Below are 26,503 nucleotides of genomic sequence, written 5' to 3' on the forward strand. Positions count from 1 at the left end.
GACATAATAAAAGACACACCACTTAATGTGATGTGCCTAGCAAATTAATCCTTACTATTTGATAATATCAATATACATTATTTCCATGCGCAATTGGAGGTTCCCGGAATTGCGATTTAATCAAAGTGAATATATCCTATTCTTTTAGCTGTCTCTTCCATCATCTTTCTTCTTAATCTTAGTACTGAATAAACGCTTATTATCTTCCCGTCATTCCTCTTTTCTGTTAATGCTTGTGCTATGTCTTCCCATTCATATATCAATATGTCTTTCTCCCAGTATCTATAATCAGCTATCTCTTTTTGTTCTGGTGTAGCGTTTCTATATATATCCTCTATAGCTGTTATAGTCTTGCTTAGATTAGTGTATAACTCATCTTCATGTAATTTAATGACTTCACGTTCTATAGGACTAGATATCAGATTACTCTTCCCGCCCCCGATATTAGTATCAGTAGGTTGGTAAAGCAGTTCATATCTTCTATATGCTAACTGCCCTTTCATATTATTTAAATTCTCCCAAAACTCTTCTACTTTCTTTAAGTCTGGTTTACTTAGTTTCATCCAATACCTCCAGTTACTTTATACGTTTATCCCATGCGTCTTTGATTTGTCTTATCTCTTCATCGGTCAAATCTCTACGTGGTATTTGTCTTTCAAATATAATATGTGTTAAGTATGCCACCTCATATTCAAGTGCATCTATCTTAGTATCTTTCACAGCGTTATATATAAGTGAAAGGATTGCGATTACTCCTAGAAGAATAGTTGCTATTATCCAGAACATTATTTATCCTCCATATTCATTTTTAGTTTGAAATTGTTTAATTCTTTTATAGCTTTTCTCAACTCTTTAGCAGCACGTTGCACTCTTTTAGTAAGCAATGTTAATTCATTTATGTTTTCTACTGTTAAAGTCTTAGTATGTTTTTTCATTATTTACTCACCCCATTTAAATGTATATGATCATATATACTGAAATCTCTAGGAGCATCCACATCATCATTTGCTTGTAATCTTATAATCACTTGCTCAGTAATATATTTACTTAGTTCATATAAAGCTATGATTGTTAATGTTTTAAGTAACCGATTAGGCGTTTCAGATTTGTATGTGCCTTTGGTGAAATTATCTTTTATAAATTTCTTATTCATAAAGTGTTGAGTATTCACTTCGATATATTTGTGTTTCTTATCACCTAATATTACTGGGTGTTTTAATTTCTTAATCTCCATTATGTCTCCAGGTCCTACTAGGTCTTCATATCCAAGTTGCATTGGTTTCTTTGCCATATATTTAGTCATTCACTCACTGTCCTTTCTATATATGCATTGAATCTGTATCCCATCTTGTATCTTTACGAAATTCAAATTCTTCTTTGCTCTTAATTATCTCCAACGCCTCTTCCTTACTCTCTGCCTCAACAACAGTAAACGTTTCATTCTCACGTGCTTTAGTTACATGAGTGAAAGGGTGACCGGTTGAATCTGTTAAGGTGCGTATTAGGTATCGGGTCATCTTCTTAACACTTCCTCAAAACAGATTTTATCTTAAGATAAATATCACTTTCTTGTTCATCTGCATATTCAAAATTATAATTTTTCACTCTATTTCGAATACCTTTCAAGTTTTTAACTATATTACTTTGCTGTGCTCCTATATACCTTGATGCTTCATGTGCACTACTAAAAGTCATTAAAAATTCACCTGTTTTATAGTCAAACATATTTACAGGTATGCTTTTAGTTAATTTTCTTTCAATGAACCCCTTATCTTTATTTTCTTTCCACGATATAAACTGCATGTTTTCATAGAAGTAGCCCAACTTAGGATTAATGCGATCTACGCTAGGTGCGTAGAGTTTATCAAAATTATTATTTTTGTAGTTTTCAAATAGTCTTACAAAATCATAATGTTTACTATACTTATCCACGAAGTCCTTTAATGTAAATGGCAACTCTCCGAAACCTTTATTTCTGTTTCTGCATCTCATAGCATGATATAGATTTCTTAAATAACCATCTGGAGTTTTTGTGTATCTTTTTCTATATTCATTGTAGTAATTTTTATCATTATAATTTAATCCCTTTGTGATACCTAAACGAGATTCCCTCATCTCTTAACCTCCAATATAAATATCTTTCTTACAAGTCTGATTCTTTGATGAACGTTCCATTGATTGTCTTTCCAGTTCTTCCTTTAATTTCGTCATACGCGTACTGTAAACACTCCTCTAATGTCATTCCATGTTGTTGTGCCAATATAATTAATGTAACGACTGTATCGCCAATACCGTCTTTTAAGTCATCTAGTTTGTTACGTGATAAAGCTGCTCCAACTTCTCCTGCCTCTTCATAGAATTTCAATGCTTGTCTATCTGGATTACCTTTGTCTAGGTTTTTATCTTTACTCCATTGTTCTACTTGTTTTACTAATTGATCTAGTGTGTTAGTCATTTTTCATTCTCCCTTTTTCATAATCTAACATTGTTTGTCTTAACACTAATCCTGTACGTTCAATTCTAGTTTCTGATACAACATCAAAACCATACTCAAGATTTTCTTTTTTACGTTCTTCAAGGACTCTTATATACTCTTTACTTAATGCAATTAATGTGTCTAATGCGTTAGTCATTTTGTTTGTCCTCCAAATATTTCTCGATTACAGATTCGACATCGTGCATATAAGATTCCGTATCATCGTAATAACCTGTAATATCTGACTGTATTTCTATTTTTCTAATTGCATCAAACGCCTTTGCTTTGCGATAGACTTCTTGTAGTTCTCTGTATGCTTTTGGTGGATTTATCAATGCACTTGCTTTATTTTCTCTCTCATACTCATACGCCATCTAATCACGCTCCTTATATAAATATGCCTACAACGATACCTATACAAATCCCAACAAGTAATCCAGCTAATGACATTTCATATACAAATCGTCTAGAAATTTTAATAAATTCATTTGTGAATTGATTGTTAATTCTTTCTAAACCATCAGAATAGCGTTCGAATATTTCGGTGTAAGTCATTTCATCAAATTCTCTAACATTTTTATTTTCCATTTAATTCTCTCCCTTTTCCAACCTATCAATATAGTTAACCAGCGCAATATATCTATCTACATTCGGATTAGCTTCTGCTTTTTGGCGAATGTGGTCGGTTAGGGTGTTGTATAGTTTTTTAACAGTTTGCCACTCGTCAAAGTAAGTGTTAGCTTGTAAACGTAATGCTTTGTTTTCTTGTTCTAGTGACTTACTTCTTTCGCCTATACGGTTATATTCCTCGCAACATGTTTCTACCGTTTTATCTAACTTCTCATTCTCCCGTTCCAACCTCTTATTATTGGCACGTAACACTTCTATATCATCAATCAGTGTGTCGCGTTCTGATTTGTAGTCTCGTTGACCTCCAAAATCTTCATCTTCGTACATCACTCGCCATCACTCCTAACAAATCAAATCTGAATGTATTTTTATCGATATAATCTTTTACTTCTTGTCCAACAACAGATACTAATGGTTTCATCTACTCCACCAGCTTTCCGTCACGCCAGATTAACACTAGTTCTCTGTCGTCGTTTTCAATGTAAAAATGAGTTGCCTCTACACTTTCGGGGTTTACAAATAAAACTTTATTAATACTCTTATCATCATGTTCTACATAACGAAATGCTTCGTTTCCCTCATCATCGTGTTTCCATCGTTCTACTAATTTAGGTAATACGGTATCCTCCGTAATTTCTTCCTCGACTTCTACAGTGAAAGTTTCAGTTAAAGAAACGTGGTCGCATAGTATATCTTCGTTTTCATCAAAATGTACTGCATCGCCATATCTATCACCGAAGAATGATCTTTCATGCATATCATTTTTCATCGCCCACTCAATCAACTGTGGTAAGTTTAGTTGTTTCTTAGTTTTGATTTTCATTCCTTAACCCCTCCAACTATTTCAAAATACTTATTGAATATTGCATCTCTTTCGAAAATGTATTGATTGTTTTTAGAACTCTTAGGATTAATACAAATCATCCACACTGGGTATTTTTGAAAACGCATAACCCCAGTAAGTAATGTGCTATTACTAAAAACCGAAAATGTTTCTGTTTGTCTTTGGATTTCCTCGACATTATCTTCTGTAATATAAATAGCTTCTAGATTTTTATTTTTAGCAATTGGATGCTCTTTTAACTTTTTTATTTTATTCCATTGTTCATTCATTCCTTAACCCCTCCATTACTTTCATGTTATGTTCTTTATCCTCTGGCAACACTGCTACAATAAAGCTGCGTGCGTTTACAGACTTTAAGAATCCTCGAAATCCATAATATTTTAATAACTGTGCCATTTCCACCGTGTTCATCCCACAAGTGTTATATTTGTATCTAATATTTATCGTGTCGGATAGGATCATGACAGTTTATATTTCTCCATTACAATGTCGTACTTCTCGACAAACTTATATCTGTCTTGATGCAATTTCTCACTCCACTGTGTATATTCGTCCATTGCTTTAAGTTGTTCAATTAATCCTTTTATTTCTCTCTGCGTCTGTTCAGTACCAGCTACTGCTTTCCAATATCTACTTGTACCAACTTCTGCGTTATAACTTGTGTTGCTATACTTTAAGAATTGCTTATATGTTCTATCAGCTCTTTGGAATAATGATTTAACAATTAAGTCTGAATTTTTTAGTAGTATGTCATTAGGTGTCATTTACTTCACATCCCAATTCTCAAACGCACGCTCGATATACCATTTAGCTTTAGCCACATCTTCTTTACCATTCTTGTGTGGACTACGTGCAAGGTACTTAATAGCATTGCCAATGTGGTAAGCTACTTTAGGGTTATAGTGCTGTGCGACCTGTTCTATAAAATCAATCACTTCTATCTCGCCATAGTTATAATGTGATGGGTGATTGACTGTGTCTTGTCGTTTACGTTGTTGTAAATCAACAGATTTACGTGCTTTTATTTTTAATTCTTCAAGACCTCTTTTTCGGGCGCTTTCTAACCACTTATTAGCAGCTGTTTGTAGTCTATATCTATTATTCGGCTCCCAATCCTCGTTATTAAAATTAAATCTCTGACCAGGTTTAGGTATACTCACACTCTCCGTTATGTCCTTCATATGCTGCTCCCAATTATCAAAATAGTTTTCATCTGTAACTGTGTATAGATTACCGACCGAATCAATCACTGCCTTATTCTTATCATCGTCATCAAACTCTAATTCAATGACTTTACCTACAACTGTTATCCCTTCGCTATATTCACTCTTACCTAAGTCATACACAATGATATATTCACCTTTGTTCAAGTCTCTGATTTTCATTTAATGCACCGCCTTTGGGAAAATGTCGTTTTCCATCAGATACACACACCACTTGTTACGTTTATGGACTTGCGGTGTTCCATCGTATAACCATGGGCGGTCTCTTCTTCTCTTTTCTTCTATGAATCTATTTCTATCTTCTTCAACTTTCTTTTTCATTTTTTCCATATATCTGAAATCAGCTACCTTCATGTCGCGAGGTACAAAGCACGCCTCTTTAAGCGTCCAGCCGTATCTAATTCTCATACGTATAAGGGCTTTAGAAATACCGTTAATTTTTGCTTGTTCGATGTATTCGTCTGGAATTTCATAAACCTTATCTTTTATTCTCATTGCATTTTCCATTAGCTATATCTCCAATCCATAATTTTCACTTTGTCGAATTCAATAAAATATCCGTCGAGATAATCGTTTTTGTGTTTCTCCATGTCCTGCTCAATATATTCAGTTAAGTCTCTATTTTCATAATGATCATACACAGGAATCTCCACTTGTCGTTCAAACGTTGCGTCATAACGGATTGTGATTGTTTCCATTTTCATCTAATCACTCCTTAGCTTTCTTTCGTTCACGTCTTACTTCTTTCAATTCTTCGTAAGTTATCCATTCTTTACCTGTATATTTAGGCGCTTTACATATCCAAGTTAATTTCACATCTTGATACTTGAATCTAAATATCTTTGCCTTTAATTTAGCTGTTTCAGTGGCCATACCTTTAACATCTATAACCTCGATTAGCTTGCCGTCATTCCACAATGCAAAGTCTGCAATATATTCAGTTTTACGTTGTTTACCAAATTTAGGTATCAGCTCATATCTCGGTTGTATCTCGATATAGTCATAACCATCTATAATTAATCGTTGTTCCAAGTACTTGTAGTAATCACATTCAACCTTGCTATCGAACGTTATACCTTTATACTCAACTTTCTTTGCGTTGTATTTACTCAAGCGCGCCACTCCTATAAGAAATCAAATATATTCGTTTGATCTGCTCTTACTAAGTTGTATTCTTGTTTAATTTCTTCTAATCTTTCGTTTGTAATTGTGTATTCATCTAAGCCAAAATACTTATTTAATCCAAATACTCTGTTGTTATTTCCGTTCAATGGGATAACATCTATCTTTTTATTTGTATTAGCTTGCTTCAATTGATATTCAGTACTTAATCCCATTTACTTCACCTCACGTATAGCAGGCCTTGTATGACGTTCATTTAACTTTTGGATAAATAGGTCGTATGCTTTCTTTTCGTCTCCATTTGCCCACTCTATGATTTTCTGAGCGTATATATATGAACACTCAAGATTTTGTTTAATAAACTCTACAGTTATCAAAATTTGATACCTCGCATTCGGTAATCTTCACCGTCCATTTTGACTAATGTTGTATTCGACATCATACGACTGAATATACGTTGAGCGTCTTTATTTTTACTTAGCTCTTGCGCATTCAAATTCGTTGTATAAATGTTGTGCTTGCCTACTCTTGATTCAATCAGCTCAAACATCTTACTTGTCGCAAATTCATTCATATTAATACCGAAGTCATCGAATACCATTAAATCAACGTCACTGATTACTTGATTTAATTCTTGTTCTGTTAAGTTACTGTCTTTGTTGTATGTGCCTTTTATTGTTGAAATAAGTTGCGGTACATTCATGTAAAGTACTGAATAACCTTTCTCTTTCACTGTCTTTACTATCGACATACTTAAATGTGATTTACCTGTTCCGAATGATCCTTGCAGCAATAGCGATTGCTTATTATCTAATGTGAAGTTATTTGCATATCTTTCACATAATGCTTTTGCTCTCGCCAAGTCTTCATTCGTTGCGTTGTAATTATCAAAAGTACAGTTAGCTAAATCATCATTTATAATTGATTTCTTAAATATACTGTTGGCTTTTTGTGATTTATGCCGTTGTTCAAACGCTGCTTTTGTTTCTTTAGCTAGCTTTATCATTTCGCAATCACAACCATCTTTAACTACATAGCCTGTATCAAATTCATAGTAGTCATAAGTACGTCCACATTTACCACACTTCAAATTGTATTCTTGTTTAACTAATTCATTTTTAAATCCTACTTTACTTGCGATGCTTTCAAAGGGATTCATTTAACCACTCCCTAAAATAAATTGGCATATGGGTTATCATCTGATTTCTTATTACTTACTTGTTGATTAAGATATCCTTCAAACTTATTACCAAATAGCGTTTCCGGTCTTAGGAACTTCTCCATGTCCGTTCCTTTCCATTCAGCTACTTTGTTATCAATCACTTTTTTGAAATCGTCTTCTGTAAATCCTTCATTCCATCTAGCTTTAATTACAGTCTGTGTTTTATTAGTAGTGTGTTTATAGTGCTTACCGGTTTTTTCATTAAGATAGTTAATGATTGGTTGGTAATGTGGTTGATGCGTAGTCGGGTTGCCCGACAATGTATTACTCTTTTCTAGTTCTAATTCTTTATCTAGTTCTAATTCTTCTTCTGTTGCGTGACTGTCACGTGACTTCACGTGACTATCTGGTAATTGTTTTTGTTTCTCTCGTTGTCTTTGTTTACGTAGTCTATTTTGTTCTCTGATTTTCTCTAACCCTTCAATGTTTTGGTGTTTATCCCAATTAGTTACTTTGATTACACCACTTACATCTTCAACCATTCCTAATTTTTGGAAAGTTTGTATTGCTAATCTCACTGAATTAAGTGGTCTATTAAACTCGTTTGCTAACATTTCTGCGTTGTATGGCAAATTCTCCGATAACATAATGTAACCCTGCTCGTTATACTTACCGGCTAAAGTTAGTAACTTAACCCAAATTGTGATGATGGTATCTCTTTCGGGTAATGCTTCGATGTACTTAATTTTGCTATCGTCGAACATCCCTACTTTAAGTTTGATCCATTGGACTTCGCTCATACTTTTCACCTTCTCCATATAAAAGCCATTCAACTGTTGTGTTATAATCTTTTGCAATCTGCTTTAATTTATTCATTTTTGGTACGTGCACGCCATGTTCCCATCTAATAACTGCAAATCTATTAACACCGTATTTCTTGCCGAATACGACCTGCGTCAGATTTGATTTCGTTCTTAGAATCGCTATTCTGTAACCCATTAAACGCATGTCTCTATAGTTTAACGGTCTTGCTTTCATTGTTTTTCACCTCGTAACATACTATTGAGTTTGTCGTCTACTGCTATCCAACTATTATGCAAATGATATAAATCATCGAATGATTGAACACCTATATTATGTTGTTGGTTATGATGTCGTCTGCATAAAGCTAATACATGTTTTCCATAATGATTCATTTTATTGCGGTTCATGCCGCGTCCTACAGTTTCATAATGCGCTAAGTCAGCATTAGGCTCACCGCATATTACGCAGTTTCTATTTATCGTCGCCCAATACAACATAGCTTTATCACCTTTTAGTAACTTGCTTGTTTCCATTCTCATAGGTATTTGGTTATGGAACATAAAAGCAATGATTAATTCTATTAACTCGCTAGCTATACATTTGCTGCAGTTACTTAAACTTATGTGACTATATCCATTCATAATTTCTAATTCAGCTTGAAATCTTTGTCTCAATGCTTCTACTGGTTCGCCCCAATGCAGTTCAATATCTCTACACAATGCGAATACCTTTTTGCGTTGGTCAATTGAAATTAATTTATTGTCTGGAACAGTTACATCTGCGTTGACTGTATAACCGTTATCTATTAACTCGGTATGGCTATTCTCCAATTCAACACCAGTGGCAACAACGGAGTATGTTCCGTCGTTGTCTTTCTGGTATCTAGTAATTCTTTGCATTTATACCAACTTCTCCACTTTAAAATAATTGCCGTCTAAATCGGTTACTGTCGTAAATCCTTTTTTTAACTTTGTACTAATGTAACTGTGACTTCTGCCTAAAAAATAACTTGCTCTAGTCATACTTATAAATTGGTATTCAATACCTAAATGATTGATTAATTTAACAGACATGTTCGTCGATTGTAGCCCTATTTCAAACGCATGATTTGTGTTTTCCTTGTGCGTACACCATTCAAGATTGTTCACGTTATTATTTTTAGGATTTCCATCAATATGATTAATACACTCTTTTCCTTCGATAGCTGGTATAAAAGCAATTGCAACTAACCTATGAACCAAAAAATCTTTAGATTTACCATTTTTCCAAAGGTTAACTCTTACATCTCGACCATTTGGCGTTTTATCTTTTAAATACCGTTGTTTCCAATTTCTAATTCCATGCTTTTTTGTGAAAGTGGTTTTATTTTTATGTGTTCTAACTCTTCCGAAGTTGCTAACTTCGTAAATGTTTTCATATCCAACAACGTCCGTCCAAATTTCTTTCATATAAACACCTCATTAGAACGGAAGGTCTTCTGACTGAATATCAATCGGACCATTAGCATTTGCGAATGGATTTGATTCATTGCTTAGCGAATCTTTAGACTGATTATTTCCTTGTTGTTCTGCACGTTTCATTTCTTCGGTTTTTGGTTCTGGTTTATTAATCACTTCGTCACCTTTATTCCAAACTTTCACAAAAGAAAGTCTCACAAAGTACTTGCCTTGATCTTCATTAAATTTATGTTTTAAAACAATTGTTCCCATTTTATTAATCAAATCATCAGTATTAAATGTTAAATCTGGTAAGTTTAATTTGATTCCTAATCTACTTAAAAACTCTACATATTGTTTTTCTTGGAAGTCTTGTTGGAATGGTGGTACAAATTGATTGTGCTTATACTGTTTACCTTCACTATTTTCAAATACGACTGTGAAATATCTGTTTTGACTGTCATTGAATTCAATATCTTTAACTTTTACTGTAAATTCTCCAGCTCCTAAGAAGTCTCCGCCTTTTAAGAAAGTCTCTTGATTAGTTTCTTTAATGTGTTGTGCTTGTCCTGAAATATTCATAATTTAATACCGTCCTTTTAATTTGTTTTAATTTCCGTTTCTTATTGCTTCTACTACGTCTGTAATACTTGGATTAATAAATTTTTTATTGCTTATAGTCACACTTGGTGAGTGTCTAATTTTCGTTTCAAATGTTTCTGATGGCTCTGCATTTAGAACGTATTGATACTTTACTTCTCCACCTTCTTCATAGTTTTCAATTAACATTCTTGCTAATACATCACTTTGAGAAAGTACAGCTTTACGTATTTGATCTTGTGCTTCTAATGTGACAATTGGATTGATTATTGCACCATCGTCATTTTTCTCTTTGTTAATACCTTCATGGCCTGACACTGCAAAATGGAATTGATATTGTTCTTGGAATTTAGCAACTAGTCTATACATACTTACTATGCGCTTAGCTGCTTCTCCCCAGTCGTTAAATGTAGGCTTTTTAGTGGAACCTTTCATTACATCTTCCATTGTCATATCACGCAGTTTCTGTAGGGTTTCAATTACTACTACATCAATTTGTTTACCTTTATCTCTTAAAGCTTGTATGACTTGTGGCAATGCTTTAATTACGTATATAAAATGTTGATAATTCTTAATTGATACAACTGCTCCATCTTCCGAAACAGTTGTCCCATCTTCATTTATGTCTAAAACAAGTGCGTTTTTATCTTTGGTTAAGAATGTTGTTTTACCAGTTCCAAACTTGCCGTATATAGCAAATTTATAATATTTATTTGCATTCTTTTCACTAATATCTTGAATGTGCAACTTACTAAGGATGTCTTGTTCTTCACTCATTCACTTCAACCCTCTCACTTCTTTGTATTCTTATATGAGTTGTTTCGCATATAATCTTGTCGTGTTTAGACCAATCAATTTGCAAAACTTCAAAATCTTCATCAAAGAATTTACGTGCTGTTTCTAAATCATCTGTATATTCAACTTTTGGTGCACGTTCGGTTGGTCTATTATCTACATAATGATCTACACTTTTATGAACGATGTAACAGTACTCCTTTTTAAACATAGACTTTTCTTTTACCATGTCATCACCGCAGTTATTATATTGTCGGCTTCGTCAGTGTTTTCTTCTAACCAGTTGAATACAGCTTGCCCTAAATAATCACGAGCATAATCAAAACCTGTCATCTCATCAATGTTGATTTCATCTATTACTTCATGTTGTAATGTTTCGATAGAAATATTAACTTCGAATTGCGTTATCTTCTTAACTCTCAATGTGAAATGGAATCCTTGTATGTTAACCACTTTCTTAGTTTCTTCGTTTATTTCGTAATACATTTGACTACCTCCGTTATTTTGGGGTATATTATCAATGTTAGTTTATTGATAAATACCTTGTATCGACTGTTAAGCGCTGCAACGCTTAGCGGTCTTTTTTTCTGCATAATATGCGTTCCAAAATGCGTAACTACCGATGTAGCTTGCAATTGCGAATATAACACTGTAATGAAAATCAAAAGTTATCATTGAGAAAATCATTGTGCTTAGTATTGCAGTTGACCATGCTAAAATATGTCTCATGTTATCCCTCCTTTAAAAATTACGTTTAGCACGTTTTTTTATTTCTTCGTCATATTCATTCAAAAACTCTTTCATTTTCTTTCGATTAAATGAATATTTACCCCCACCGTTTTTGCTAACAAAAGTACTGAATGGTTCTATTTTTCTTCTGAAATAAGGTTCTGTAATAATATGTTTCGTGATCCAAGGTATGGAATAGTTATAATAATTCGCTACTTCTGTTAACGTCATATTCATTGGTTGGTTATCGATAAGTTCTTGGTATTCTATTTTAGAGATGATTATGTGCGTTTCCGGTATTGGTACAGTCACGTTAATTGTTTGTAAATCACTCATTCCATTTCCTCCTACTCTGATAAAAATTTATTGATAAAGTATTGTTGTCCTTTACCTGTAACTTTTGTTGTTCTTGTGACTCTGATGGATCCATCTGGATTGTTTTGAGTTCTCTTTTTGATATCCATGATTTTTAAATCCATACTTCTTTGAGTAGGTAAATTATATGACTCACCTTGTTTTTTAATTAAATATCCATTATCTCTTAACCACTGGAACAATCTATTTTGTCCAATTTTCACTCCGTTCTGACTAATTAACTTAGCAAGTTCTCCTACAAGTATTGAACTTGTACTTGTATCTACTGCATCTGCAAACATTACTTTTGGTTTGTTCTTCTCAATCTGTGTTTCTAACTGGTTGATTGTACTATTCGCAATTTTCAATGCACGTTGCATTATCATTTCTGGACTATTCCATGCTTTTTCAACTTGGATGAAATAATGTCTTGCTCGTTTACCAGGTTCGCTTCGTTGAATCATTGCTATTTCTTTTGCAGTGTCTAATGTGAGTGCGTGATCTAAGTAGTTAATCGAATTACCTTGAGCTGTTACTCTTTTTTGAGTAAGAGCTGTATAATCGATATTTTCTTCGAAACCGTAATTAACCATTCTTTCAAACCAATCGTTATATCTTGTCTTCACTTCTAAAGCTTCATGTAGTTCTCGACCACTGATTGCAATTTCTCCATTTTCTTTTTCTTGAATATTGAATATTCTTGATATGTTCGATTTGTTTTGTAAATCTTGCATTTGGGCTTCCTCCTTTTTAACTTAAAGTTAATCGAGTGGTAAATTTTTTTGTCGAATATCTATGTTTTCGATTTCTACTTCATAAAGCTTAGCAAGTGCATAAATAACTAAACCTTTGGGTTCAACATCCCCTTTTTCCCACTTTATTACTGTGGGTTTGCTGACACCAAGGATGTCTGCAACATCTTGTTGGTTCATCTCTTTATTTATTCGCAAAGCTTTAATTGATAATTTTGTCATGTCATCACCTCCGATAACCAAATCTTAATTTACTTAAAGTTAAAAGTCAAGCGCAAAAGTTAAATTATTTTCTTTAAAGTTAATTTACTTATTGTAATTATTTTTAACTTATGGTAAATTAGTATTACTTTAGTAATACTAAAAAAAGAAAAGAGGGCCATAAAATGACACAAAAATCAGCTAGAAAAATTTTTTCAGAAAATCTTTTGTCACTTTTGCATCAAAAAGGAATTGACCAAAAACAGTTAGCTATGGATTTAGGGATATCTCCTGCATCAGTTACACATTGGATTAAAGAAAATAAATATCCTCGTATTGGTAAAATTGAAGAAATAGCTGAGTATTTTAATGTTCCTATGTCTAGACTTACTCAAGATCAGAGCAAAACAGAAATTAATCAACAAGACACAATTGCAGCTCACTTTGATAAAGATGGCTTAACAGAAGATGAAATAGAAGAAGTCAATAAATTTATAGAATGGGTTAAGAATAGAGATAAATAAGGGGTTTTTGGATGGGACTATACGAAGATTTGTGTATTGCAAACGACAACATAGAAATTAAAGAAACCAGTCGCTTACCTAATTTTCAACCTGGTTGTTATATGAATGGAGAAATTTTTATAAAAAATAATTTACCTGATACTCGAAAAGCAGAAGTATTATACGAAGAATTGGGTCATCATGCAAAAACTTATGGGAATATATTAGATCAAAGCAAATGGATTAATCGTAAATTTGAAAGTTATGCAGTAAGACATGGTTATGAAGCTTCCTTACCCTTTCATTTGATAATAGAAGCGTATCATTATGGAGTAAGTAATTTATATGAATTATCTCAATATGTTCAATTGAGCGAGAACTATATAACTAAAGTTTTAAAATTTTATAAACAAAAATACGGATTGGATATATATTATAAAGGTTATGTAATTAAATTCGAGCCTTTACAAGTGTTTAAACATTACGAAATAAATTAACCAACCTTTAACGTGTATCCTTGTACACGTATGTCTAATTATAGGTTGTTTGATATAAATTAATTTTATTATTAGGGAGTGTTAATGTATGAAAAAAGTCTTGTTTTTAATTTTAGCTAGTTTTTTAGTATTAGCAGCTTGTGGGCAAGAAGAAAGCAAGTCGGAAGATAAAAAAGAAACAAAATCCTCATCAAAAGATGATAAGAAGAAAAACGAGGATAAAAAAGCTAAAGATGATAAAAAGGAAAAATCTAAAGCGAACAATAATACAGAAAATGAAACACAACAAGAAAATACAGAACAAAAAACTCAAGTTGTAAATCAACAAGAAACAACACAAGAACCTGTTCAATCACAACAAACTCAACAATATCCAAAACAACAACTAACACCCGAAGAGCAACAAAGAGCTGATGAATTAAGAGCAAATGAAAATTCTCAATATAGTGATGATTGGACCGAAGAAGACCAAGCGCAAGCAGAATCTCGTACGGACGGTTATGGTATGGCAGATGATACTGGTGACTCCGTCGATGAAATGATGAAACGTAGCGAAGAATTCAATAAAGAAATGGGATTAGAATAATTTTACGGGCAGTTCCCTACTGCCCTATATATTTTTATCTTTTTTAGGAGGTGAGGCTTATAAAAGTAGGTTTTCATATATAAAATTTAGGAGGAATAGAAATGAACGTAACAAAACGAACTAACAAATGGCAATATGATTTCAGGTATAAAAATAAGCGATATCGTAAAGGTGGATTTGGGACCAAAAGAGAAGCTACTACTGCTGGAAACGAAAAGTACAATGAATTAACTAAAGGCTTAAAAACTGACACCGAACTATCTTTCATAGAATATTATCATGATTGGTTGAGAGTGAATAAAGAAAATAGAGTAAGTAAGTCATCCTATAATCGTTATTTATATTCAATTAAGGCATTCGAAGAAAAGTTTGGCGATATTGCTATGAACGATATTACTCAATTGAAATACCGTGAGTTTCTAAAAGAATACGGTGAAGGCAAGTTTCTAGAGGATGGTGGTAGAAAAGTTAGTAAGGAAGGCAGAACTACAAACAGTGTTCAAAAATTACATTATTGTTTGAAATCTTCATTGCAAGATGCATTTAGTGATGGATATATACAACGTGACCCTACTTACAATGCAAAGCCTATCGGAACTAAAAGTAAACAATCGGAAGAAGTAAAATTTATGTCATTAACTGCTTTTAAGAAACTTAAAGCAAGAGTATCAGAAAGTAATGAATTATCACACTTAGTAATCTATATTTTGATATGTACAGGTGCAAGGTTTGGAGAAATTCAAAAACTGAAATACGATGATATTTTAAGAAAAGATAATTTAATACACATACCAGGTACAAAAACAGAAAATGCAGATCGCACAATTCCTATATCTCGTAAAGATATGAAACATATAACTAACGTTTTAAATTCCCGCGCCATTTCTTTCAATGGATATATATTTAATACCGGTGCTAATTTAATAAGTAATAATGCAGTAACTAAAGTTTTACATCGTTTTTGTTTAGAAGAAAATATTGGGAGATATAATTTACACGCTTTACGACACACACATTGTTCAATGTTAATTCATGAGGGTATGGCAACACATTATATAAGTAAACGTTTAGGTCATTCTAATATTACCGTTACTCTATCTACTTATAGTCATTTGCTTGAAGAAGAACAATTACAAGAAGATGAAAAGTTATTAAGAGTATTAGATAATTTTTGATTTGGTCACACATTATGGTCACAACTAGTCTCTTGTGTCCACGACGTGACCAAAATAAAATATAATCTATTTTTAGTATATTTGGACAAAATAAAAAGAACACCGAAACAACGGCATTCTTTGTAATAAGTGGCAAATGAAATTTTAGTATTTTTTAGTACAAGATGGAGACGGCGGGATTTGAACCCGCGTCCAGAGGTCCTGATACTAACCTTTCTACGTGTGTAGTCTATCAATCAATTTCGCATGATGATAGGAGATAGACAACCAACATCATACTAGTTTGATTCATCTCTTCTAGACAGACTTCAAACGGCAGTGTCTAGCGTATCCTACTTAAGGTTGAATCGCGTTAACTGCACATAGGAGATGCAGTTAGGCGATGCAGAGTGCTATTAGGCAGCTACTGCGAAATTATTGTTTGATTTGCCAGTTATTATTAACTGTGTGTGTTGTTGCGGAGACAACCCTCCGACACGCTTAATTAGCTCGGGGGACCCCTGTCGAATCCAAGAACGTCCCCTTAATATGAAATTAATGTACTTTCTGATGTGTTAACACTGTGTTTACATTTCAGAAAGCACATTTAATATTACCAAAGATGGAGACCTTTGGCAATATTTTCGCTTAATAACGGGCTTTCATTGCTCTATCTATATCACGTTTTACTGCTTTTTCTTTCAATGCTTGGCGTTTGTCATATTTTTTCTTACCTCTTGCAACACCAAGTAAGACTTTACAGTGGCCATGTTTTAAATAAAGTTTTAATGGGATGATTGAGTAACCCACTTCTCTTGTTTGGTCACCAAGCTTGTTAATTTCACGCTTGTGAAGAAGCAACTTACGTGAACGACGTGGATCATGGTTAAATCTATTACCTTCTTCGTATGGTGCAATATGCATATTCTGAAGGTAGATTTCACCGCGATTGACTTGTGCGTAACTATCTTTCAAGTTGGCACTGCCACGACGAATGGATTTAATCTCTGTCCCTTGTAACACAATGCCCGCTTCAATCGTGTCCTCAATAATATAATCATGTCTCGCTTTACGATTTTCAGCTAATGTTCCAGGTGATTTTTTCTTTGGCATTGAGTTTCACCTCTTTGTTGATTTATTTTTTCTTTTTACGTGCTTTTCTTTTAACTTTCTTGTCTTTGTAAAAAGGTTTGTGTTTAGTATTACCATCACTATGTTTCTCTTTGTTACGACGGTTTTTACCTTTACGTTGTTTTTGCTTTTTGCCCTTTTGATCTTTAGAGCTGTCTAGTGATTTACCACGTGTTTTTGCTTGTATTGTCTTACCGCGCGCTGGTCTTTGACTACTGCGATCGTTATTTTTAGGTAATGGCATACCTACAATTTGGAAATCTATCATGCGTTCATCTACATCAACGTTTATGACCTTGATCTTAACTGGGTCACCGATGCGGAATACTTTAGCTTGGCGTTCTCCAATCATTGCCATTTGACGTTCATCAAAGTGATAGTAGTCATCCGTCATGTTAGACACGTGGACCATACCCTCAATTGTGTTTGGCAATTCGATAAACATACCAAAATTGGCAACTGAACTGATGATGCCTTCGTATTCTTCACCTAAATGTTGAATCATATACTCTGCTTTTTTCAATTCATCTGTATCGCGTTCTGCTTCAATGGCACGACGCTCACGTTGTGAAGTATGTTCTGCAATTTCTGGCAGCATATCTTCCCATTTATTTAAAGTCTTATTGTCCATAGATTTTTCTATAAGGTATTTACGGATTAATCTATGCACGATTAAATCAGGGTAACGACGGATTGGTGAAGTGAAGTGTGTATAGTATTCAGCTGATAATCCAAAGTGACCTAAATTGATATCATCGTATTTAGCTTGTTGCATTGAGCGTAGCATCATTGTTGAGATAACCATTTGTTCGGGTTGACCTTCAACTTCTTGTTGAATTTTCTGTAATGTTGAAGGATGGATATCTTCTCCAGTACCTTTAATCATAAGTCCGAAATTAGTTATAAAATCAAAGAATTGACGTAAACGATCTGATTTTGGTTGTTCATGTACACGATATATAAACGGAACGTCTAATTTGTTAAAGTGTTCTGCAATCGTTTCATTGGCTGCAAGCATAAATGATTCAATTAATCTTTCGCCTTCTCCGCGTTGTCTTAATTGAACTTCAGTAGGAATACCATCTTTATCAACTAATACTTTTGCTTCATTAATATCAAAGTCAATTTCTCCACGACGTCTACGCATGTTAATTAATCGATTTGATAAATCTTGTGCCAGATCGAGCATTGGTGTAACTTCTGCATAATGATTGCGTGTAGCTGCATTCTGATCGGTAATAATTTCATTCACTTCATCGTAAGTCATTCGATAATTAGAGTGGATAACACTATCAAATATTTCGTGTTTCACAACTTCTCCGCGTTCATTCAATTCCATTTGACAACTTAGAGTTAATCGGTCTACATCAGGATTTAATGAACAGATTCCGTTACTTAAACGATGCGGAATCATTGGGATAACACGGTCTACAAGGTATACACTAGTTGCTCGACTATAGGCTTCTTCATCTAATGCAGAGCCTTCTTGAACGTAGTAGCTCACGTCAGCAATACTTACAGTCAATTGTGTGTGACCATTGCTTAACTTTTTAATGCTTATTGCATCATCCAGGTCCTTTGCGTCCGCGCCATCAATTGTAATTGTAAGTTCATCACGTAAATCTCTGCGACCTTCTATTTCATTTGGATTGATTTCTTCTGGTACAGCTTTTGCCTCAGCTAACACATTATCTGGAAACTCTATTTCGATACCATGTTGATAAATAATAGATAAGATATCAACGCCTGGGTCATTTTTATGTCCAAGTATTGCTGAAATATGGCCTTCAGGATTGTCTGTACCATCTGCATATTTAGTGATTTGTACTAATACTTTATGGCCATCAACTGCACCTAAATTTTGACCTTTAGGAATAAAGATATCTTGCATGATACGTTTGTCATCTGGTAATACGAATCCGAAGTGACGTGCTTCACTGTAAGTTCCAACAACTTGCTTTACAGAGTGGTCTTCAATTGATTTTACTTCGCCTTCTACTTTACCTTTATGTTCACCTTTCGAATTCTGGATTTCAACAGTTACGGTGTCGCCATCCATAGCACGATTAATCTTTGTTGGTGGGATGAAAATATCTTCCATATCCTCATCTTCAGGACGTAAGAATGCAAATCCTTTTTTATTTTGACTCAATTTTCCTCGAATCAATTTAGTTTCTTTTGACTTAGCAGATGCTTTACGTTGATATCTATCTGTCTTCGTACGTTCAATTAGACCAACTTGTTCTAGTTCAACAAGTACTTTAATTAAATCTCTAAATGAATCTGCACTGCTTAAGCCTAAGGCATCTTGAAAATCAGACACTGACATCGGTTCATAATCTGGTTGTTTGATTATTTCTTCAATGGATTGTTTTAAATTCATTATGCCCCTCCTTTCTATATTTTCTACGTTTATATTTTAATTTGACCAATCTAATGATTCTAAAAATTGATATACATCTTCAAATACTAATTCCTTTTCTTTATCTATTGTAATTACATGTCCAGAATTAGCATACCATTTAATTGCTTTGTCATCAGATTCGCTCTCGTTGTATATAATGTTTGCAGAATCTGTATTTATCATTTTATCTTGTTCAGCTTGAATCACTAATAGAGGATCCATTACTTCATCTATATGGTCACGTACATCTTGTATTTGACCTTGTAATTCTTTTAATGTGTCAGTTGGATGAAAGGCAGCCATTTCTGACTCAATTGTGTCTTGGTCCTTGCCTTCGTATTTTTTAAAATTACGTGCATAGTCTAAGACGCCTTCAAACATAGCACCTTCTGTCTTAATATACATAGGTGAACACATGGTTACAATACCCTTTACATCTCTATTTAAGCTTAATTTCAACGCAAAACAGCCGCCTAAAGATAAACCTACTACAACAATTTCTTCGTAGCCCTTTTCAACTAAAAAGTCATAGCCATCTAATGCATCTTTATACCACACATGTGGGCTAGATTCGAGAATTTCTTCAGGTGGTGCAGCATGGCCTTCATATTGTGGCGCATAGCTCGTATAGCCCTTCTTCTGTAAAAATCGACCTAATTGACGAACATCTGCAGAATTCCCAGTAAAACCATGTAACAATAACACAGCTCGAGGACCTTCTTCAAAGAAGAACGGTTTTGGTAGTTTGATTTGCATTGTGATTCAATCCTTTCGCATATGCTTGTATCAATATTACTTTAATAATTATTAATTTACTAAACCAAATCAATATAGAGTCCTACTCTATACATTATAAATAAAAAAGCCCGACTTTTACATTGTCGGACCTTATATACCCAAATAACTTATGCCTAACATTAACAAGAAGAAAATGACAGACAATACAATTGTTAATCTATGCAAGAATAAATCGATGCCGCGTTGCTTTTGTTTTCCAAATAACTGTTCGGCGCCACCACTGATTGCACCTGAAAGTCCATTACTTTTACCTTCTTGGAGTAACACAACAGTTATTAATGCAATACAATCTATAATTAAAAGTATGATGAATAATGTATGCATGAAAATTGTCCTCCATTCATTATATACGAATCGCATTATATCACACGTTCGTTGAATTTAGCAAACTTCTATCTATTAAATGTACTTTTACGCTTTACTGAAACGACAAACATATAAATTGCTAATAATAATGACATCACTAACACTATCGTTAATGGGAAAATGTTGATTGTTCCCTTAACATCTAAGATAGCACCATAAACTGAGCCTATATTAATTAAGTTGTATAATATTTGTGATGTAAATACTGCAAACATAAACCACCATAAATATGTGTGTCTATTCCAAATTGCAATCACACCAGCTAAATTAGCTAATATATACATTACGCCAGTAAATTGAAAGCTATTTCTAATTGTACCAATTGCATTCTCTGATGGCTGTTGACCACTATTAGCTAACATTTGTTTAACTACACTATCGTCTAATATCACAAATAAATGTATTGCATAAAGTATTGCGATAATTAAAGAACAGTAAGCAATCATATGAGCAGTCTTGGTTTCCCTTGATTTTGCTTTTGCCTCCATAATAAGTTCGTGCTCCTTCTTTATATTACATCTTTAATTATATCAGTTTCAGACCAAAATATGAATAAATTAAATAGCATATATAACTTCAATTGAAAGTGATATCAGTTCTATATAAATAATGAAATAAAGTGATTGATCTATAGATAAGACATAATGCATAAACACACAATAATCTATTTGTATTCGACTCGTATCACCAAAAATAAAGAGAGCCGATTGAAATCCTTAAATTTCAATCGACCCTCTATTGTCTAAGATTTAAATCTTAAATTTAAGCGCGTGAACTCTCATTTATGAAATCTTAGCTTTATTATTTAGATAAGTTATAGAAAGATTTAAGCCCGTCAAACTTGCCTGTTTCGTATAATTCATCTTCGATACGTAATAATTGGTTGTATTTTGCAATACGGTCAGTTCTTGATAATGAACCAGTTTTGATTTGTCCAGCATTTGTTGCCACTGCAATATCAGAGATTGTAGTGTCTTCTGTTTCACCTGAACGGTGTGATACAACTGCTGTGTAACCAGCTTTTTGAGCCATTTCAATAGCATCAAATGTTTCAGTTAATGTACCGATTTGGTTAACTTTGATTAAGATTGAGTTACCGATACCTTTTTCGATACCTTCAGATAATTTAACAGTGTTTGTAACGAATAAATCGTCACCTACTAATTGAACGCGATCGCCGATACGGTCAGTTAATACTTTCCAACCATCCCAGTCGTTTTCATCCATACCATCTTCGATTGTGATGATTGGATATTTGTTAACTAATTCTTCTAAATAGTCAACTTGTTCTTCGGCAGTACGTTTTGCACCATTTTCACCTTCGAATTTAGCATAGTTATATACGCCATCTTCGTAGAATTCAGATGAAGCACAGTCAAATCCTAAGAATACATCTTTACCTGGCTCTAAACCTACAGCTTTGATTGCTTCTAAGATTGTTTCAACAGCGTCTTCAGTACCTTCGAATTTAGGAGCGAATCCACCTTCGTCACCTACTGCTGTTTCTAAACCACGGTTTTTAAGGATTGATTTTAAGTTGTGGAAGATTTCAGCTCCCCAACGTAATGATTCTTTGAATGATTCAGCGCCTACTGGCAATACCATAAACTCTTGGAATGCGATAGGAGCGTCTGAGTGAGAACCACCATTAACGATGTTCATCATTGGAACTGGTAATTGTTTACCATTGAATCCACCTAAATATTTATAAAGTGGTTGTCCTAATAAATCAGCTGCTGCACGAGCTACGGCGATTGATACACCAAGGATAGCGTTAGCACCTAATTTACCTTTATTTTCTGTACCGTCTAATTGAATCATCATTTTATCAATAGAAACTTGTTCTAATACTGAGAATTCACCTTCTACGATTTCTGGTGCGATGATTTCGTTAACATTTTCAACAGCTTTAGTAACACCTTTACCTAAATAACGTGATTTGTCTCCGTCACGTAATTCAACTGCTTCATGTTCACCAGTTGAAGCACCTGATGGAACTAATGCGCGACCAAATGCGCCACTTTCAGTTAACACTTCAACTTCAACTGTTGGGTTACCACGTGAGTCTAAGACTTCGCGAGCGTAAACATCTGTAATAATTGGCATGTTTATAATCTCCTTTTTTGTAAGTAGTTTAGAAATATTAAATTTCATCTTCATTATAGCTATTAAAGCCATAAATACAAGTAATTTAATTGTCTATAAATTTAGCAAGATGTCCTCTTCCTCAATCTATTTTTTAAAATAAAATTAAAGTCACAGAACATCTTGAAATTTCTATAAGTTAGTCCTGTTAATTATTCATGGTTAATTAGTGATTCACCAGTCATATCTTCTGGTTGCTCAACATTTAATAAGTCTAATAATGTTGGAGCCAAATCTCCTAATCTTCCCGTTTCTCTCAATGTTAATCCTTCTTTAGTAACGATGACTGGTACCGGATTTGTTGTATGCGTAGTCATTGGTTGATCATCATCTGTTAGGACCATATCTGAGTTACCATGGTCTGCAGTAATAATCGCTTGTCCACCCATTTCGATAATTTTATCTACAACTTCTCCAAGACATTCATCAACAGCTTCAATCGCTTTGATTGTTGGTTCTAGCATTCCACTATGACCTACCATGTCAGGGTTAGCAAAGTTTAAAAGAATTAAATCTAAATCACCTTTAGCTAATTCTTCTAATAATGCATCTTTAACTTCATAAGCACTCATTTCTGGTTTTAAATCATAAGTTGCTACTTTTGGAGAATCGATTAAACGACGTCTCTCACCTTCAAACTCATCATTTCTACCACCACTCATAAAGTAAGTTACATGTGGGAATTTCTCTGTTTCAGCAATACGTAATTGCTTTAAGCCATTGTTTTGCGCAACTTCACCAATCGTATTTGTTAGATCAACTTTTTCAAATACAATTTCAGCGTCTACATTATCATTGTATTTAGTGAAAGTCGCATAGTATAAGTCATTTACACGGTCAACTTTGAATCCGTCAAATGCCTTATCTGTGAAAATTTCAGAAAGTTGTCCTGCTCTATCTGGTCTGAAGTTGAAGAAGATAACTGCATCTCCGTCATTCACACCATCATTTTGATCAGCTACAACGAATGGTTCAACAAATTCATCTGTTAAATCTTTAGCATAGTTTGCTTCTACACCTGCTTTAGCAGAATCGAATTTTTCACCACCAAAGTTGCGAATAGCATTGTAAGCTTTTTCTTCTCTATCCCAACGTTTATCACGGTCCATTGCGTAATAACGACCAGAGATAGAAGCGAATTGACCAACGCCAATTTCTTTGAATTTAGCTTCTGTTTCTTCAATATATTTCAAGGCAGATTTTTGATCTACGTCACGTCCATCTAAGAAACCGTGAACATAAACTTTTTCTACACCTTGTTGTTTCGCTAATTCTAAAATAGCAAATAAATGTTTATAGTGACTGTGAACTCCACCGTCAGATAATAAACCAAAGACATGTAGTCCTGAATTATTATCTTTAACATGTTGCATTGCATTATTTAATACGCCATTTTCAAAGAAATCGCCGTCTTCAATTGATTTATTGATACGAGTTAAACTTTGATAAACAACACGTCCAGCACCAATATTCATGTGTCCAACTTCTGAATTACCCATTTGTCCTTCTGGAAGACCAACATCTAAGCCACTTGCTTCGATTTGAGTTGTTGGGTAGTTACTGTAGTAACGGTCAAAATTGGGTTTGTTAGCTAGTTTTACGGCATTGCCATGCTCACTTTCTCTATTTGCAAAACCATCTAAAATAATTAATGCAGTTGGTTGTTTTGCCATATTATTTTGCACCTTCCAACAATTGTACATAATCATCTACTTTAAGAGATGCGCCTCCAACTAAAGCACCATCGATATCTGATTCAGCCATGTATTCTTTGATGTTGTTTGGTTTAACACTACCACCATATTGGATTCGAGTTGCATCTGCTACTTCTTGGCTAGCTACATCAGCAACTGTAGTTCTAACGAATGCACACATTTCGTTTGCATCTTTAGCTGTTGATGATTTACCAGTACCGATAGCCCAAATTGGTTCATATGCGATTACAACTTGTTTCAATTGTTCTTCAGATAAACCAGCTACTGCTTTCTTAACTTGTTCTCCAATAACTTCATTTGCTTTACCGCTTTCGCGTTCTTCGTCAGTTTCACCAACACAAATGATAGGTGTCATACCATGATTGAATACAGCATGTGCTTTTTTGTTGATTTCTTCATCTGTTTCATGGAAAATTTCACGACGCTCAGAGTGTCCAATAACAACATATTTAACACCTAAATCAGCTAATGCTACAGGTGATGTTTCACCAGTAAATGCACCATTATCTTCGAAATAAGTGTTTTGAGCACCGATTTGTAGTCCTTGTGCTTTACCATCATTAACTGCTGATACTAATGCATCTAATTGAATAGTTGGTGCACAAATAACAGATTCTACTTCATTTGTATCAGGTAAAGTTGGTAATGCATCGATAAAATCTTTTGCTTCTTGAACAGTTTTGTTCATTTTCCAGTTACCTGCGATAATTGGTTTTCTCATTATATTACACTCCTATTAGTTAAATTATGATTAAATCTGTAACAGACCTTTAATCAAAGTTTCTCAGTTATGAGTTGCGTGTATTATTTATCAGCGATTGCTACTACGCCAGGTAATTCTTTACCTTCTAGATATTCTAATGATGCACCGCCACCTGTTGAAATGTGACTGAAATCATCAGCATAACCTAAAGAAATCGCAGCTGCAGCTGAATCGCCACCACCAATGATTGTATTAGCATCTTTAAGTCCTGCAATTGCTTCACAAACACCAATTGTACCTTTAGCGAAATTACTTAATTCAAACACTCCCATAGGTCCATTCCATACAACTGTATGTGCGCCTTGAAGTTGTTCTTTAAATAGTTCAACTGTTTTAGGTCCAACATCCATCGCTTCTTGATCTGCTGGGATGTCATCAACTGAAACTTCTGTAATTTCAGCATCGTTTGAGAATTCTTTTGCGACTTTACAATCTACTGGTAACACAATTTGGTCTCCAGCACGTTCTAATAAGTCTTTTGCAAAGTCTACTTTGTCTTCTTCTAATAAAGATAAACCAATTTCTTTACCTTGTGCTTTGAAGAATGTATATGACATACCGCCACCAATAAGTACTTTATCTGCAATGTTTAATAGATTAGTGATGACACCAATTTTATCAGAAACTTTAGCTCCACCAAGGATAGCTACTACTGGCTTCTCAGGATTTTCGACTACGCCGCCGATATATTTAATTTCTTTCTCCATTAAGAATCCTGCAACTGTTTCTAAATTAGATGCAATACCTACGTTTGAGGCATGTTCACGGTGAGCTGTACCAAATGCATCATTTACAAAAACATCACCAAGTGAAGCCCAATATTTACCTAATTCAGGATCATTTTTAGATTCTTTTTTGCCATCAACATCTTCGAAACGTGTATTTTCTACTAATAATACATCGCCTTCTTTAAGATTATTAACAGCTTGTTCAAGTTGTTCGCCGCGTGTTTCTGGTACAAACACAACGTCTTTACCTAATTTTTCTGTTAAAGCTTCTGCAACAGGTTTTAAAGTTAATTCGGCTTTATCGCTTTCTTCTTTCACTTTTCCTAAGTGAGAGAACAATACAACTTTTCCACCTTCATCAATAATATACTTGATAGTTGATAATGCTTGAACGATACGGTTGTCGTTTGTGATTTTTCCGTCTTTCATCGGCACGTTAAAATCAGCACGGACAAGTACAGTTTTACCTTTTAATTCTAAGTCAGATACAATTTTTTTAGCCATCTAAACTTCCTCCTCTTAATGGAACAATAAAGTAAAATAAGCGGAGAAGCGTTTGTGCTCCCCGCTTACTCCTAAGCCTAT

The 26,503-nt window shown here is 34.0% G+C and carries 47 protein-coding genes and 1 other RNA gene; 4 read left to right on the top strand and 44 right to left on the bottom strand.

Going from position 1 to position 26,503, the window contains the following annotated elements; all coding sequences use genetic code 11:
• Nucleotides 1-116: 116 nt before the first annotated feature.
• The 34 genes from ACF91D_RS06650 to ACF91D_RS06815 form a co-directional block, all read right to left on the bottom strand.
• Entirely contained in the window at nucleotides 117-563 is a 447-nt protein-coding gene (locus tag ACF91D_RS06650; RefSeq protein ID WP_042738325.1) for a transcriptional regulator, read from the bottom strand.
• Between the two features lie 13 nt (nucleotides 564-576).
• Nucleotides 577-786, bottom strand: a complete 210-nt coding sequence (locus tag ACF91D_RS06655; protein ID WP_392436729.1) for a hypothetical protein — start codon at nucleotides 784-786, stop codon at nucleotides 577-579.
• Nucleotides 786-935, bottom strand: coding sequence for a hypothetical protein (locus ACF91D_RS06660; RefSeq protein WP_392436731.1), 150 nt, complete (start codon nucleotides 933-935; stop codon nucleotides 786-788). The genes ACF91D_RS06655 and ACF91D_RS06660 overlap by 1 nt, the downstream gene beginning before the upstream one ends.
• On the bottom strand, nucleotides 935-1,303 hold the full coding sequence (gene rinB, locus ACF91D_RS06665; protein ID WP_392436733.1) for a transcriptional activator RinB: 369 nt from the start codon (nucleotides 1,301-1,303) through the stop codon (nucleotides 935-937). The genes ACF91D_RS06660 and rinB overlap by 1 nt, the downstream gene beginning before the upstream one ends.
• A 16-nt stretch (nucleotides 1,304-1,319) precedes the next feature.
• Nucleotides 1,320-1,517 carry a DUF1381 domain-containing protein gene (locus tag ACF91D_RS06670; protein ID WP_392436735.1) on the bottom strand — a complete coding sequence of 66 codons (198 nt, stop codon included), beginning with the start codon at nucleotides 1,515-1,517 and terminating at the stop codon, nucleotides 1,320-1,322.
• Between the two features lie 4 nt (nucleotides 1,518-1,521).
• Nucleotides 1,522-2,115 carry an NUMOD1 domain-containing DNA-binding protein gene (locus ACF91D_RS06675; RefSeq protein ID WP_107590344.1) on the bottom strand — a complete coding sequence of 198 codons (594 nt, stop codon included), beginning with the start codon at nucleotides 2,113-2,115 and terminating at the stop codon, nucleotides 1,522-1,524.
• Nucleotides 2,116-2,143: 28 nt separating this feature from the next.
• A complete protein-coding gene (locus ACF91D_RS06680; protein ID WP_107590343.1) occupies nucleotides 2,144-2,455 on the bottom strand; it encodes a MazG-like family protein in 312 nt (103 codons plus the stop codon).
• A complete protein-coding gene (locus ACF91D_RS06685; RefSeq protein WP_107526815.1) occupies nucleotides 2,448-2,633 on the bottom strand; it encodes a hypothetical protein in 186 nt (61 codons plus the stop codon). The genes ACF91D_RS06680 and ACF91D_RS06685 overlap by 8 nt, the downstream gene beginning before the upstream one ends.
• Nucleotides 2,626-2,850 (bottom strand): hypothetical protein, encoded by a 225-nt coding sequence (locus ACF91D_RS06690; RefSeq protein ID WP_392436737.1) that lies wholly within the window; start codon nucleotides 2,848-2,850, stop codon nucleotides 2,626-2,628. Before ACF91D_RS06690 ends, ACF91D_RS06685 begins: the two co-directional genes overlap by 8 nt.
• Nucleotides 2,851-2,863: 13 nt before the next feature.
• Nucleotides 2,864-3,064 (bottom strand): hypothetical protein, encoded by a 201-nt coding sequence (locus ACF91D_RS06695; protein ID WP_392436739.1) that lies wholly within the window; start codon nucleotides 3,062-3,064, stop codon nucleotides 2,864-2,866.
• Nucleotides 3,065-3,436: a hypothetical protein gene (locus ACF91D_RS06700; protein ID WP_392436741.1), complete on the bottom strand. Its 372-nt coding sequence runs from the start codon at nucleotides 3,434-3,436 to the stop codon at nucleotides 3,065-3,067.
• A 91-nt stretch (nucleotides 3,437-3,527) separates the two neighbouring features.
• A complete protein-coding gene (locus ACF91D_RS06705; RefSeq protein WP_392436743.1) occupies nucleotides 3,528-3,929 on the bottom strand; it encodes a hypothetical protein in 402 nt (133 codons plus the stop codon).
• Nucleotides 3,926-4,219 carry a hypothetical protein gene (locus ACF91D_RS06710; RefSeq protein ID WP_392436745.1) on the bottom strand — a complete coding sequence of 98 codons (294 nt, stop codon included), beginning with the start codon at nucleotides 4,217-4,219 and terminating at the stop codon, nucleotides 3,926-3,928. Before ACF91D_RS06710 ends, ACF91D_RS06705 begins: the two co-directional genes overlap by 4 nt.
• On the bottom strand, nucleotides 4,212-4,352 hold the full coding sequence (locus tag ACF91D_RS06715; protein ID WP_158001736.1) for a hypothetical protein: 141 nt from the start codon (nucleotides 4,350-4,352) through the stop codon (nucleotides 4,212-4,214). Before ACF91D_RS06715 ends, ACF91D_RS06710 begins: the two co-directional genes overlap by 8 nt.
• A gap of 56 nt (nucleotides 4,353-4,408) precedes the next feature.
• Nucleotides 4,409-4,714, bottom strand: a complete 306-nt coding sequence (locus tag ACF91D_RS06720; protein WP_042740102.1) for a DUF1140 family protein — start codon at nucleotides 4,712-4,714, stop codon at nucleotides 4,409-4,411.
• A complete protein-coding gene (locus ACF91D_RS06725) occupies nucleotides 4,715-5,335 on the bottom strand; it encodes a DUF3310 domain-containing protein (protein ID WP_371861069.1) in 621 nt (206 codons plus the stop codon). It lies immediately after the preceding gene.
• The gene (locus tag ACF91D_RS06730; protein WP_052495460.1) at nucleotides 5,336-5,680 is read right to left on the bottom strand and encodes an SA1788 family PVL leukocidin-associated protein; all 345 of its coding nucleotides are present in this window, start codon (nucleotides 5,678-5,680) and stop codon (nucleotides 5,336-5,338) included.
• The gene (locus ACF91D_RS06735) at nucleotides 5,680-5,877 is read right to left on the bottom strand and encodes a hypothetical protein (protein ID WP_107591336.1); all 198 of its coding nucleotides are present in this window, start codon (nucleotides 5,875-5,877) and stop codon (nucleotides 5,680-5,682) included. Before ACF91D_RS06735 ends, ACF91D_RS06730 begins: the two co-directional genes overlap by 1 nt.
• Nucleotides 5,878-5,881: 4 nt before the next feature.
• On the bottom strand, nucleotides 5,882-6,286 hold the full coding sequence (locus ACF91D_RS06740; RefSeq protein ID WP_107591335.1) for a DUF1064 domain-containing protein: 405 nt from the start codon (nucleotides 6,284-6,286) through the stop codon (nucleotides 5,882-5,884).
• Nucleotides 6,287-6,297: 11 nt separating this feature from the next.
• Nucleotides 6,298-6,510, bottom strand: coding sequence for a hypothetical protein (locus tag ACF91D_RS06745; protein ID WP_107591334.1), 213 nt, complete (start codon nucleotides 6,508-6,510; stop codon nucleotides 6,298-6,300).
• Complete coding sequence (locus ACF91D_RS06750; RefSeq protein ID WP_232153956.1) at nucleotides 6,511-6,672, bottom strand: hypothetical protein; 162 nt, start codon at nucleotides 6,670-6,672, stop codon at nucleotides 6,511-6,513.
• Complete coding sequence (locus ACF91D_RS06755) at nucleotides 6,669-7,454, bottom strand: ATP-binding protein (protein ID WP_392436750.1); 786 nt, start codon at nucleotides 7,452-7,454, stop codon at nucleotides 6,669-6,671. The genes ACF91D_RS06750 and ACF91D_RS06755 overlap by 4 nt, the downstream gene beginning before the upstream one ends.
• A gap of 11 nt (nucleotides 7,455-7,465) precedes the next feature.
• Nucleotides 7,466-8,257 carry a phage replisome organizer N-terminal domain-containing protein gene (locus tag ACF91D_RS06760; protein ID WP_107527532.1) on the bottom strand — a complete coding sequence of 264 codons (792 nt, stop codon included), beginning with the start codon at nucleotides 8,255-8,257 and terminating at the stop codon, nucleotides 7,466-7,468.
• Nucleotides 8,229-8,495: a helix-turn-helix domain-containing protein gene (locus tag ACF91D_RS06765; RefSeq protein WP_107527531.1), complete on the bottom strand. Its 267-nt coding sequence runs from the start codon at nucleotides 8,493-8,495 to the stop codon at nucleotides 8,229-8,231. Before ACF91D_RS06765 ends, ACF91D_RS06760 begins: the two co-directional genes overlap by 29 nt.
• Nucleotides 8,492-9,160: a putative HNHc nuclease gene (locus ACF91D_RS06770; RefSeq protein WP_392436752.1), complete on the bottom strand. Its 669-nt coding sequence runs from the start codon at nucleotides 9,158-9,160 to the stop codon at nucleotides 8,492-8,494. The genes ACF91D_RS06765 and ACF91D_RS06770 overlap by 4 nt, the downstream gene beginning before the upstream one ends.
• Nucleotides 9,161-9,709 carry an NUMOD4 domain-containing protein gene (locus tag ACF91D_RS06775; RefSeq protein ID WP_107527529.1) on the bottom strand — a complete coding sequence of 183 codons (549 nt, stop codon included), beginning with the start codon at nucleotides 9,707-9,709 and terminating at the stop codon, nucleotides 9,161-9,163.
• 12 nt (nucleotides 9,710-9,721) lie between these two features.
• Nucleotides 9,722-10,279 (bottom strand): single-stranded DNA-binding protein, encoded by a 558-nt coding sequence (locus tag ACF91D_RS06780; RefSeq protein ID WP_107527528.1) that lies wholly within the window; start codon nucleotides 10,277-10,279, stop codon nucleotides 9,722-9,724.
• Between the two features lie 27 nt (nucleotides 10,280-10,306).
• Nucleotides 10,307-11,074 (bottom strand): ATP-binding protein, encoded by a 768-nt coding sequence (locus ACF91D_RS06785; protein ID WP_392436755.1) that lies wholly within the window; start codon nucleotides 11,072-11,074, stop codon nucleotides 10,307-10,309.
• Nucleotides 11,067-11,321 (bottom strand): DUF2483 family protein, encoded by a 255-nt coding sequence (locus ACF91D_RS06790; protein ID WP_107512308.1) that lies wholly within the window; start codon nucleotides 11,319-11,321, stop codon nucleotides 11,067-11,069. Before ACF91D_RS06790 ends, ACF91D_RS06785 begins: the two co-directional genes overlap by 8 nt.
• Nucleotides 11,315-11,578, bottom strand: coding sequence for a DUF1108 family protein (locus ACF91D_RS06795; protein WP_107512309.1), 264 nt, complete (start codon nucleotides 11,576-11,578; stop codon nucleotides 11,315-11,317). The genes ACF91D_RS06790 and ACF91D_RS06795 overlap by 7 nt, the downstream gene beginning before the upstream one ends.
• 69 nt (nucleotides 11,579-11,647) lie before the next feature.
• Nucleotides 11,648-11,821, bottom strand: a complete 174-nt coding sequence (locus ACF91D_RS06800) for a hypothetical protein (protein ID WP_157947219.1) — start codon at nucleotides 11,819-11,821, stop codon at nucleotides 11,648-11,650.
• Between the two features lie 12 nt (nucleotides 11,822-11,833).
• Entirely contained in the window at nucleotides 11,834-12,157 is a 324-nt protein-coding gene (locus tag ACF91D_RS06805) for a DUF771 domain-containing protein (RefSeq protein WP_107512310.1), read from the bottom strand.
• A gap of 11 nt (nucleotides 12,158-12,168) precedes the next feature.
• Complete coding sequence (locus tag ACF91D_RS06810; protein WP_107512311.1) at nucleotides 12,169-12,909, bottom strand: phage antirepressor KilAC domain-containing protein; 741 nt, start codon at nucleotides 12,907-12,909, stop codon at nucleotides 12,169-12,171.
• 27 nt (nucleotides 12,910-12,936) lie between these two features.
• On the bottom strand, nucleotides 12,937-13,149 hold the full coding sequence (locus ACF91D_RS06815) for a helix-turn-helix transcriptional regulator (RefSeq protein WP_107512312.1): 213 nt from the start codon (nucleotides 13,147-13,149) through the stop codon (nucleotides 12,937-12,939).
• 164 nt (nucleotides 13,150-13,313) lie between these two features.
• On the opposite strand from ACF91D_RS06815, the gene ACF91D_RS06820 reads away from it, so the two are divergent.
• The 4 genes from ACF91D_RS06820 to ACF91D_RS06835 all read left to right on the top strand — a co-directional run bounded on the left by ACF91D_RS06820 (nucleotide 13,314) and on the right by ACF91D_RS06835 (nucleotide 15,889).
• The gene (locus ACF91D_RS06820) at nucleotides 13,314-13,652 is read left to right on the top strand and encodes a helix-turn-helix domain-containing protein (protein ID WP_107512313.1); all 339 of its coding nucleotides are present in this window, start codon (nucleotides 13,314-13,316) and stop codon (nucleotides 13,650-13,652) included.
• 11 nt (nucleotides 13,653-13,663) lie between these two features.
• Complete coding sequence (locus ACF91D_RS06825; RefSeq protein WP_107512314.1) at nucleotides 13,664-14,128, top strand: toxin; 465 nt, start codon at nucleotides 13,664-13,666, stop codon at nucleotides 14,126-14,128.
• 88 nt (nucleotides 14,129-14,216) lie between these two features.
• A complete protein-coding gene (locus tag ACF91D_RS06830; protein WP_107512315.1) occupies nucleotides 14,217-14,714 on the top strand; it encodes a hypothetical protein in 498 nt (165 codons plus the stop codon).
• 101 nt (nucleotides 14,715-14,815) lie between these two features.
• The gene (locus ACF91D_RS06835) at nucleotides 14,816-15,889 is read left to right on the top strand and encodes a tyrosine-type recombinase/integrase (protein ID WP_107512316.1); all 1,074 of its coding nucleotides are present in this window, start codon (nucleotides 14,816-14,818) and stop codon (nucleotides 15,887-15,889) included.
• Between the two features lie 162 nt (nucleotides 15,890-16,051).
• Here ACF91D_RS06835 and ssrA read toward each other — a convergent pair.
• From ssrA to ACF91D_RS06885, 10 genes are all read right to left on the bottom strand, one after another.
• Nucleotides 16,052-16,412: a transfer-messenger RNA gene (gene ssrA / locus ACF91D_RS06840) on the bottom strand.
• A gap of 104 nt (nucleotides 16,413-16,516) precedes the next feature.
• Nucleotides 16,517-16,981: an SsrA-binding protein SmpB gene (gene smpB / locus ACF91D_RS06845; protein WP_042739643.1), complete on the bottom strand. Its 465-nt coding sequence runs from the start codon at nucleotides 16,979-16,981 to the stop codon at nucleotides 16,517-16,519.
• 22 nt (nucleotides 16,982-17,003) lie between these two features.
• Nucleotides 17,004-19,382: a ribonuclease R gene (rnr, locus tag ACF91D_RS06850; RefSeq protein ID WP_107527234.1), complete on the bottom strand. Its 2,379-nt coding sequence runs from the start codon at nucleotides 19,380-19,382 to the stop codon at nucleotides 17,004-17,006.
• A gap of 36 nt (nucleotides 19,383-19,418) precedes the next feature.
• Nucleotides 19,419-20,159: an alpha/beta hydrolase gene (locus tag ACF91D_RS06855; protein WP_042739641.1), complete on the bottom strand. Its 741-nt coding sequence runs from the start codon at nucleotides 20,157-20,159 to the stop codon at nucleotides 19,419-19,421.
• Between the two features lie 132 nt (nucleotides 20,160-20,291).
• Nucleotides 20,292-20,525: a preprotein translocase subunit SecG gene (gene secG / locus ACF91D_RS06860; protein WP_042739640.1), complete on the bottom strand. Its 234-nt coding sequence runs from the start codon at nucleotides 20,523-20,525 to the stop codon at nucleotides 20,292-20,294.
• A gap of 68 nt (nucleotides 20,526-20,593) precedes the next feature.
• Nucleotides 20,594-21,055, bottom strand: a complete 462-nt coding sequence (locus tag ACF91D_RS06865; RefSeq protein ID WP_042739639.1) for a hypothetical protein — start codon at nucleotides 21,053-21,055, stop codon at nucleotides 20,594-20,596.
• Between the two features lie 313 nt (nucleotides 21,056-21,368).
• Nucleotides 21,369-22,673, bottom strand: coding sequence for a surface-displayed alpha-enolase (eno, locus tag ACF91D_RS06870; RefSeq protein WP_042739638.1), 1,305 nt, complete (start codon nucleotides 22,671-22,673; stop codon nucleotides 21,369-21,371).
• Nucleotides 22,674-22,864: 191 nt separating this feature from the next.
• Nucleotides 22,865-24,385 (bottom strand): 2,3-bisphosphoglycerate-independent phosphoglycerate mutase, encoded by a 1,521-nt coding sequence (gene gpmI / locus ACF91D_RS06875; RefSeq protein ID WP_107527233.1) that lies wholly within the window; start codon nucleotides 24,383-24,385, stop codon nucleotides 22,865-22,867.
• Nucleotide 24,386: 1 nt separating this feature from the next.
• Nucleotides 24,387-25,148, bottom strand: coding sequence for a triose-phosphate isomerase (gene tpiA, locus ACF91D_RS06880; RefSeq protein WP_107527232.1), 762 nt, complete (start codon nucleotides 25,146-25,148; stop codon nucleotides 24,387-24,389).
• A gap of 83 nt (nucleotides 25,149-25,231) precedes the next feature.
• The gene (locus ACF91D_RS06885) at nucleotides 25,232-26,422 is read right to left on the bottom strand and encodes a phosphoglycerate kinase (RefSeq protein WP_042739635.1); all 1,191 of its coding nucleotides are present in this window, start codon (nucleotides 26,420-26,422) and stop codon (nucleotides 25,232-25,234) included.
• Nucleotides 26,423-26,503: the final 81 nt, after the last annotated feature.

The sequence above is a fragment of the Staphylococcus sp. 231237_7MaSpsaltlick genome, from assembly GCF_043107035.1.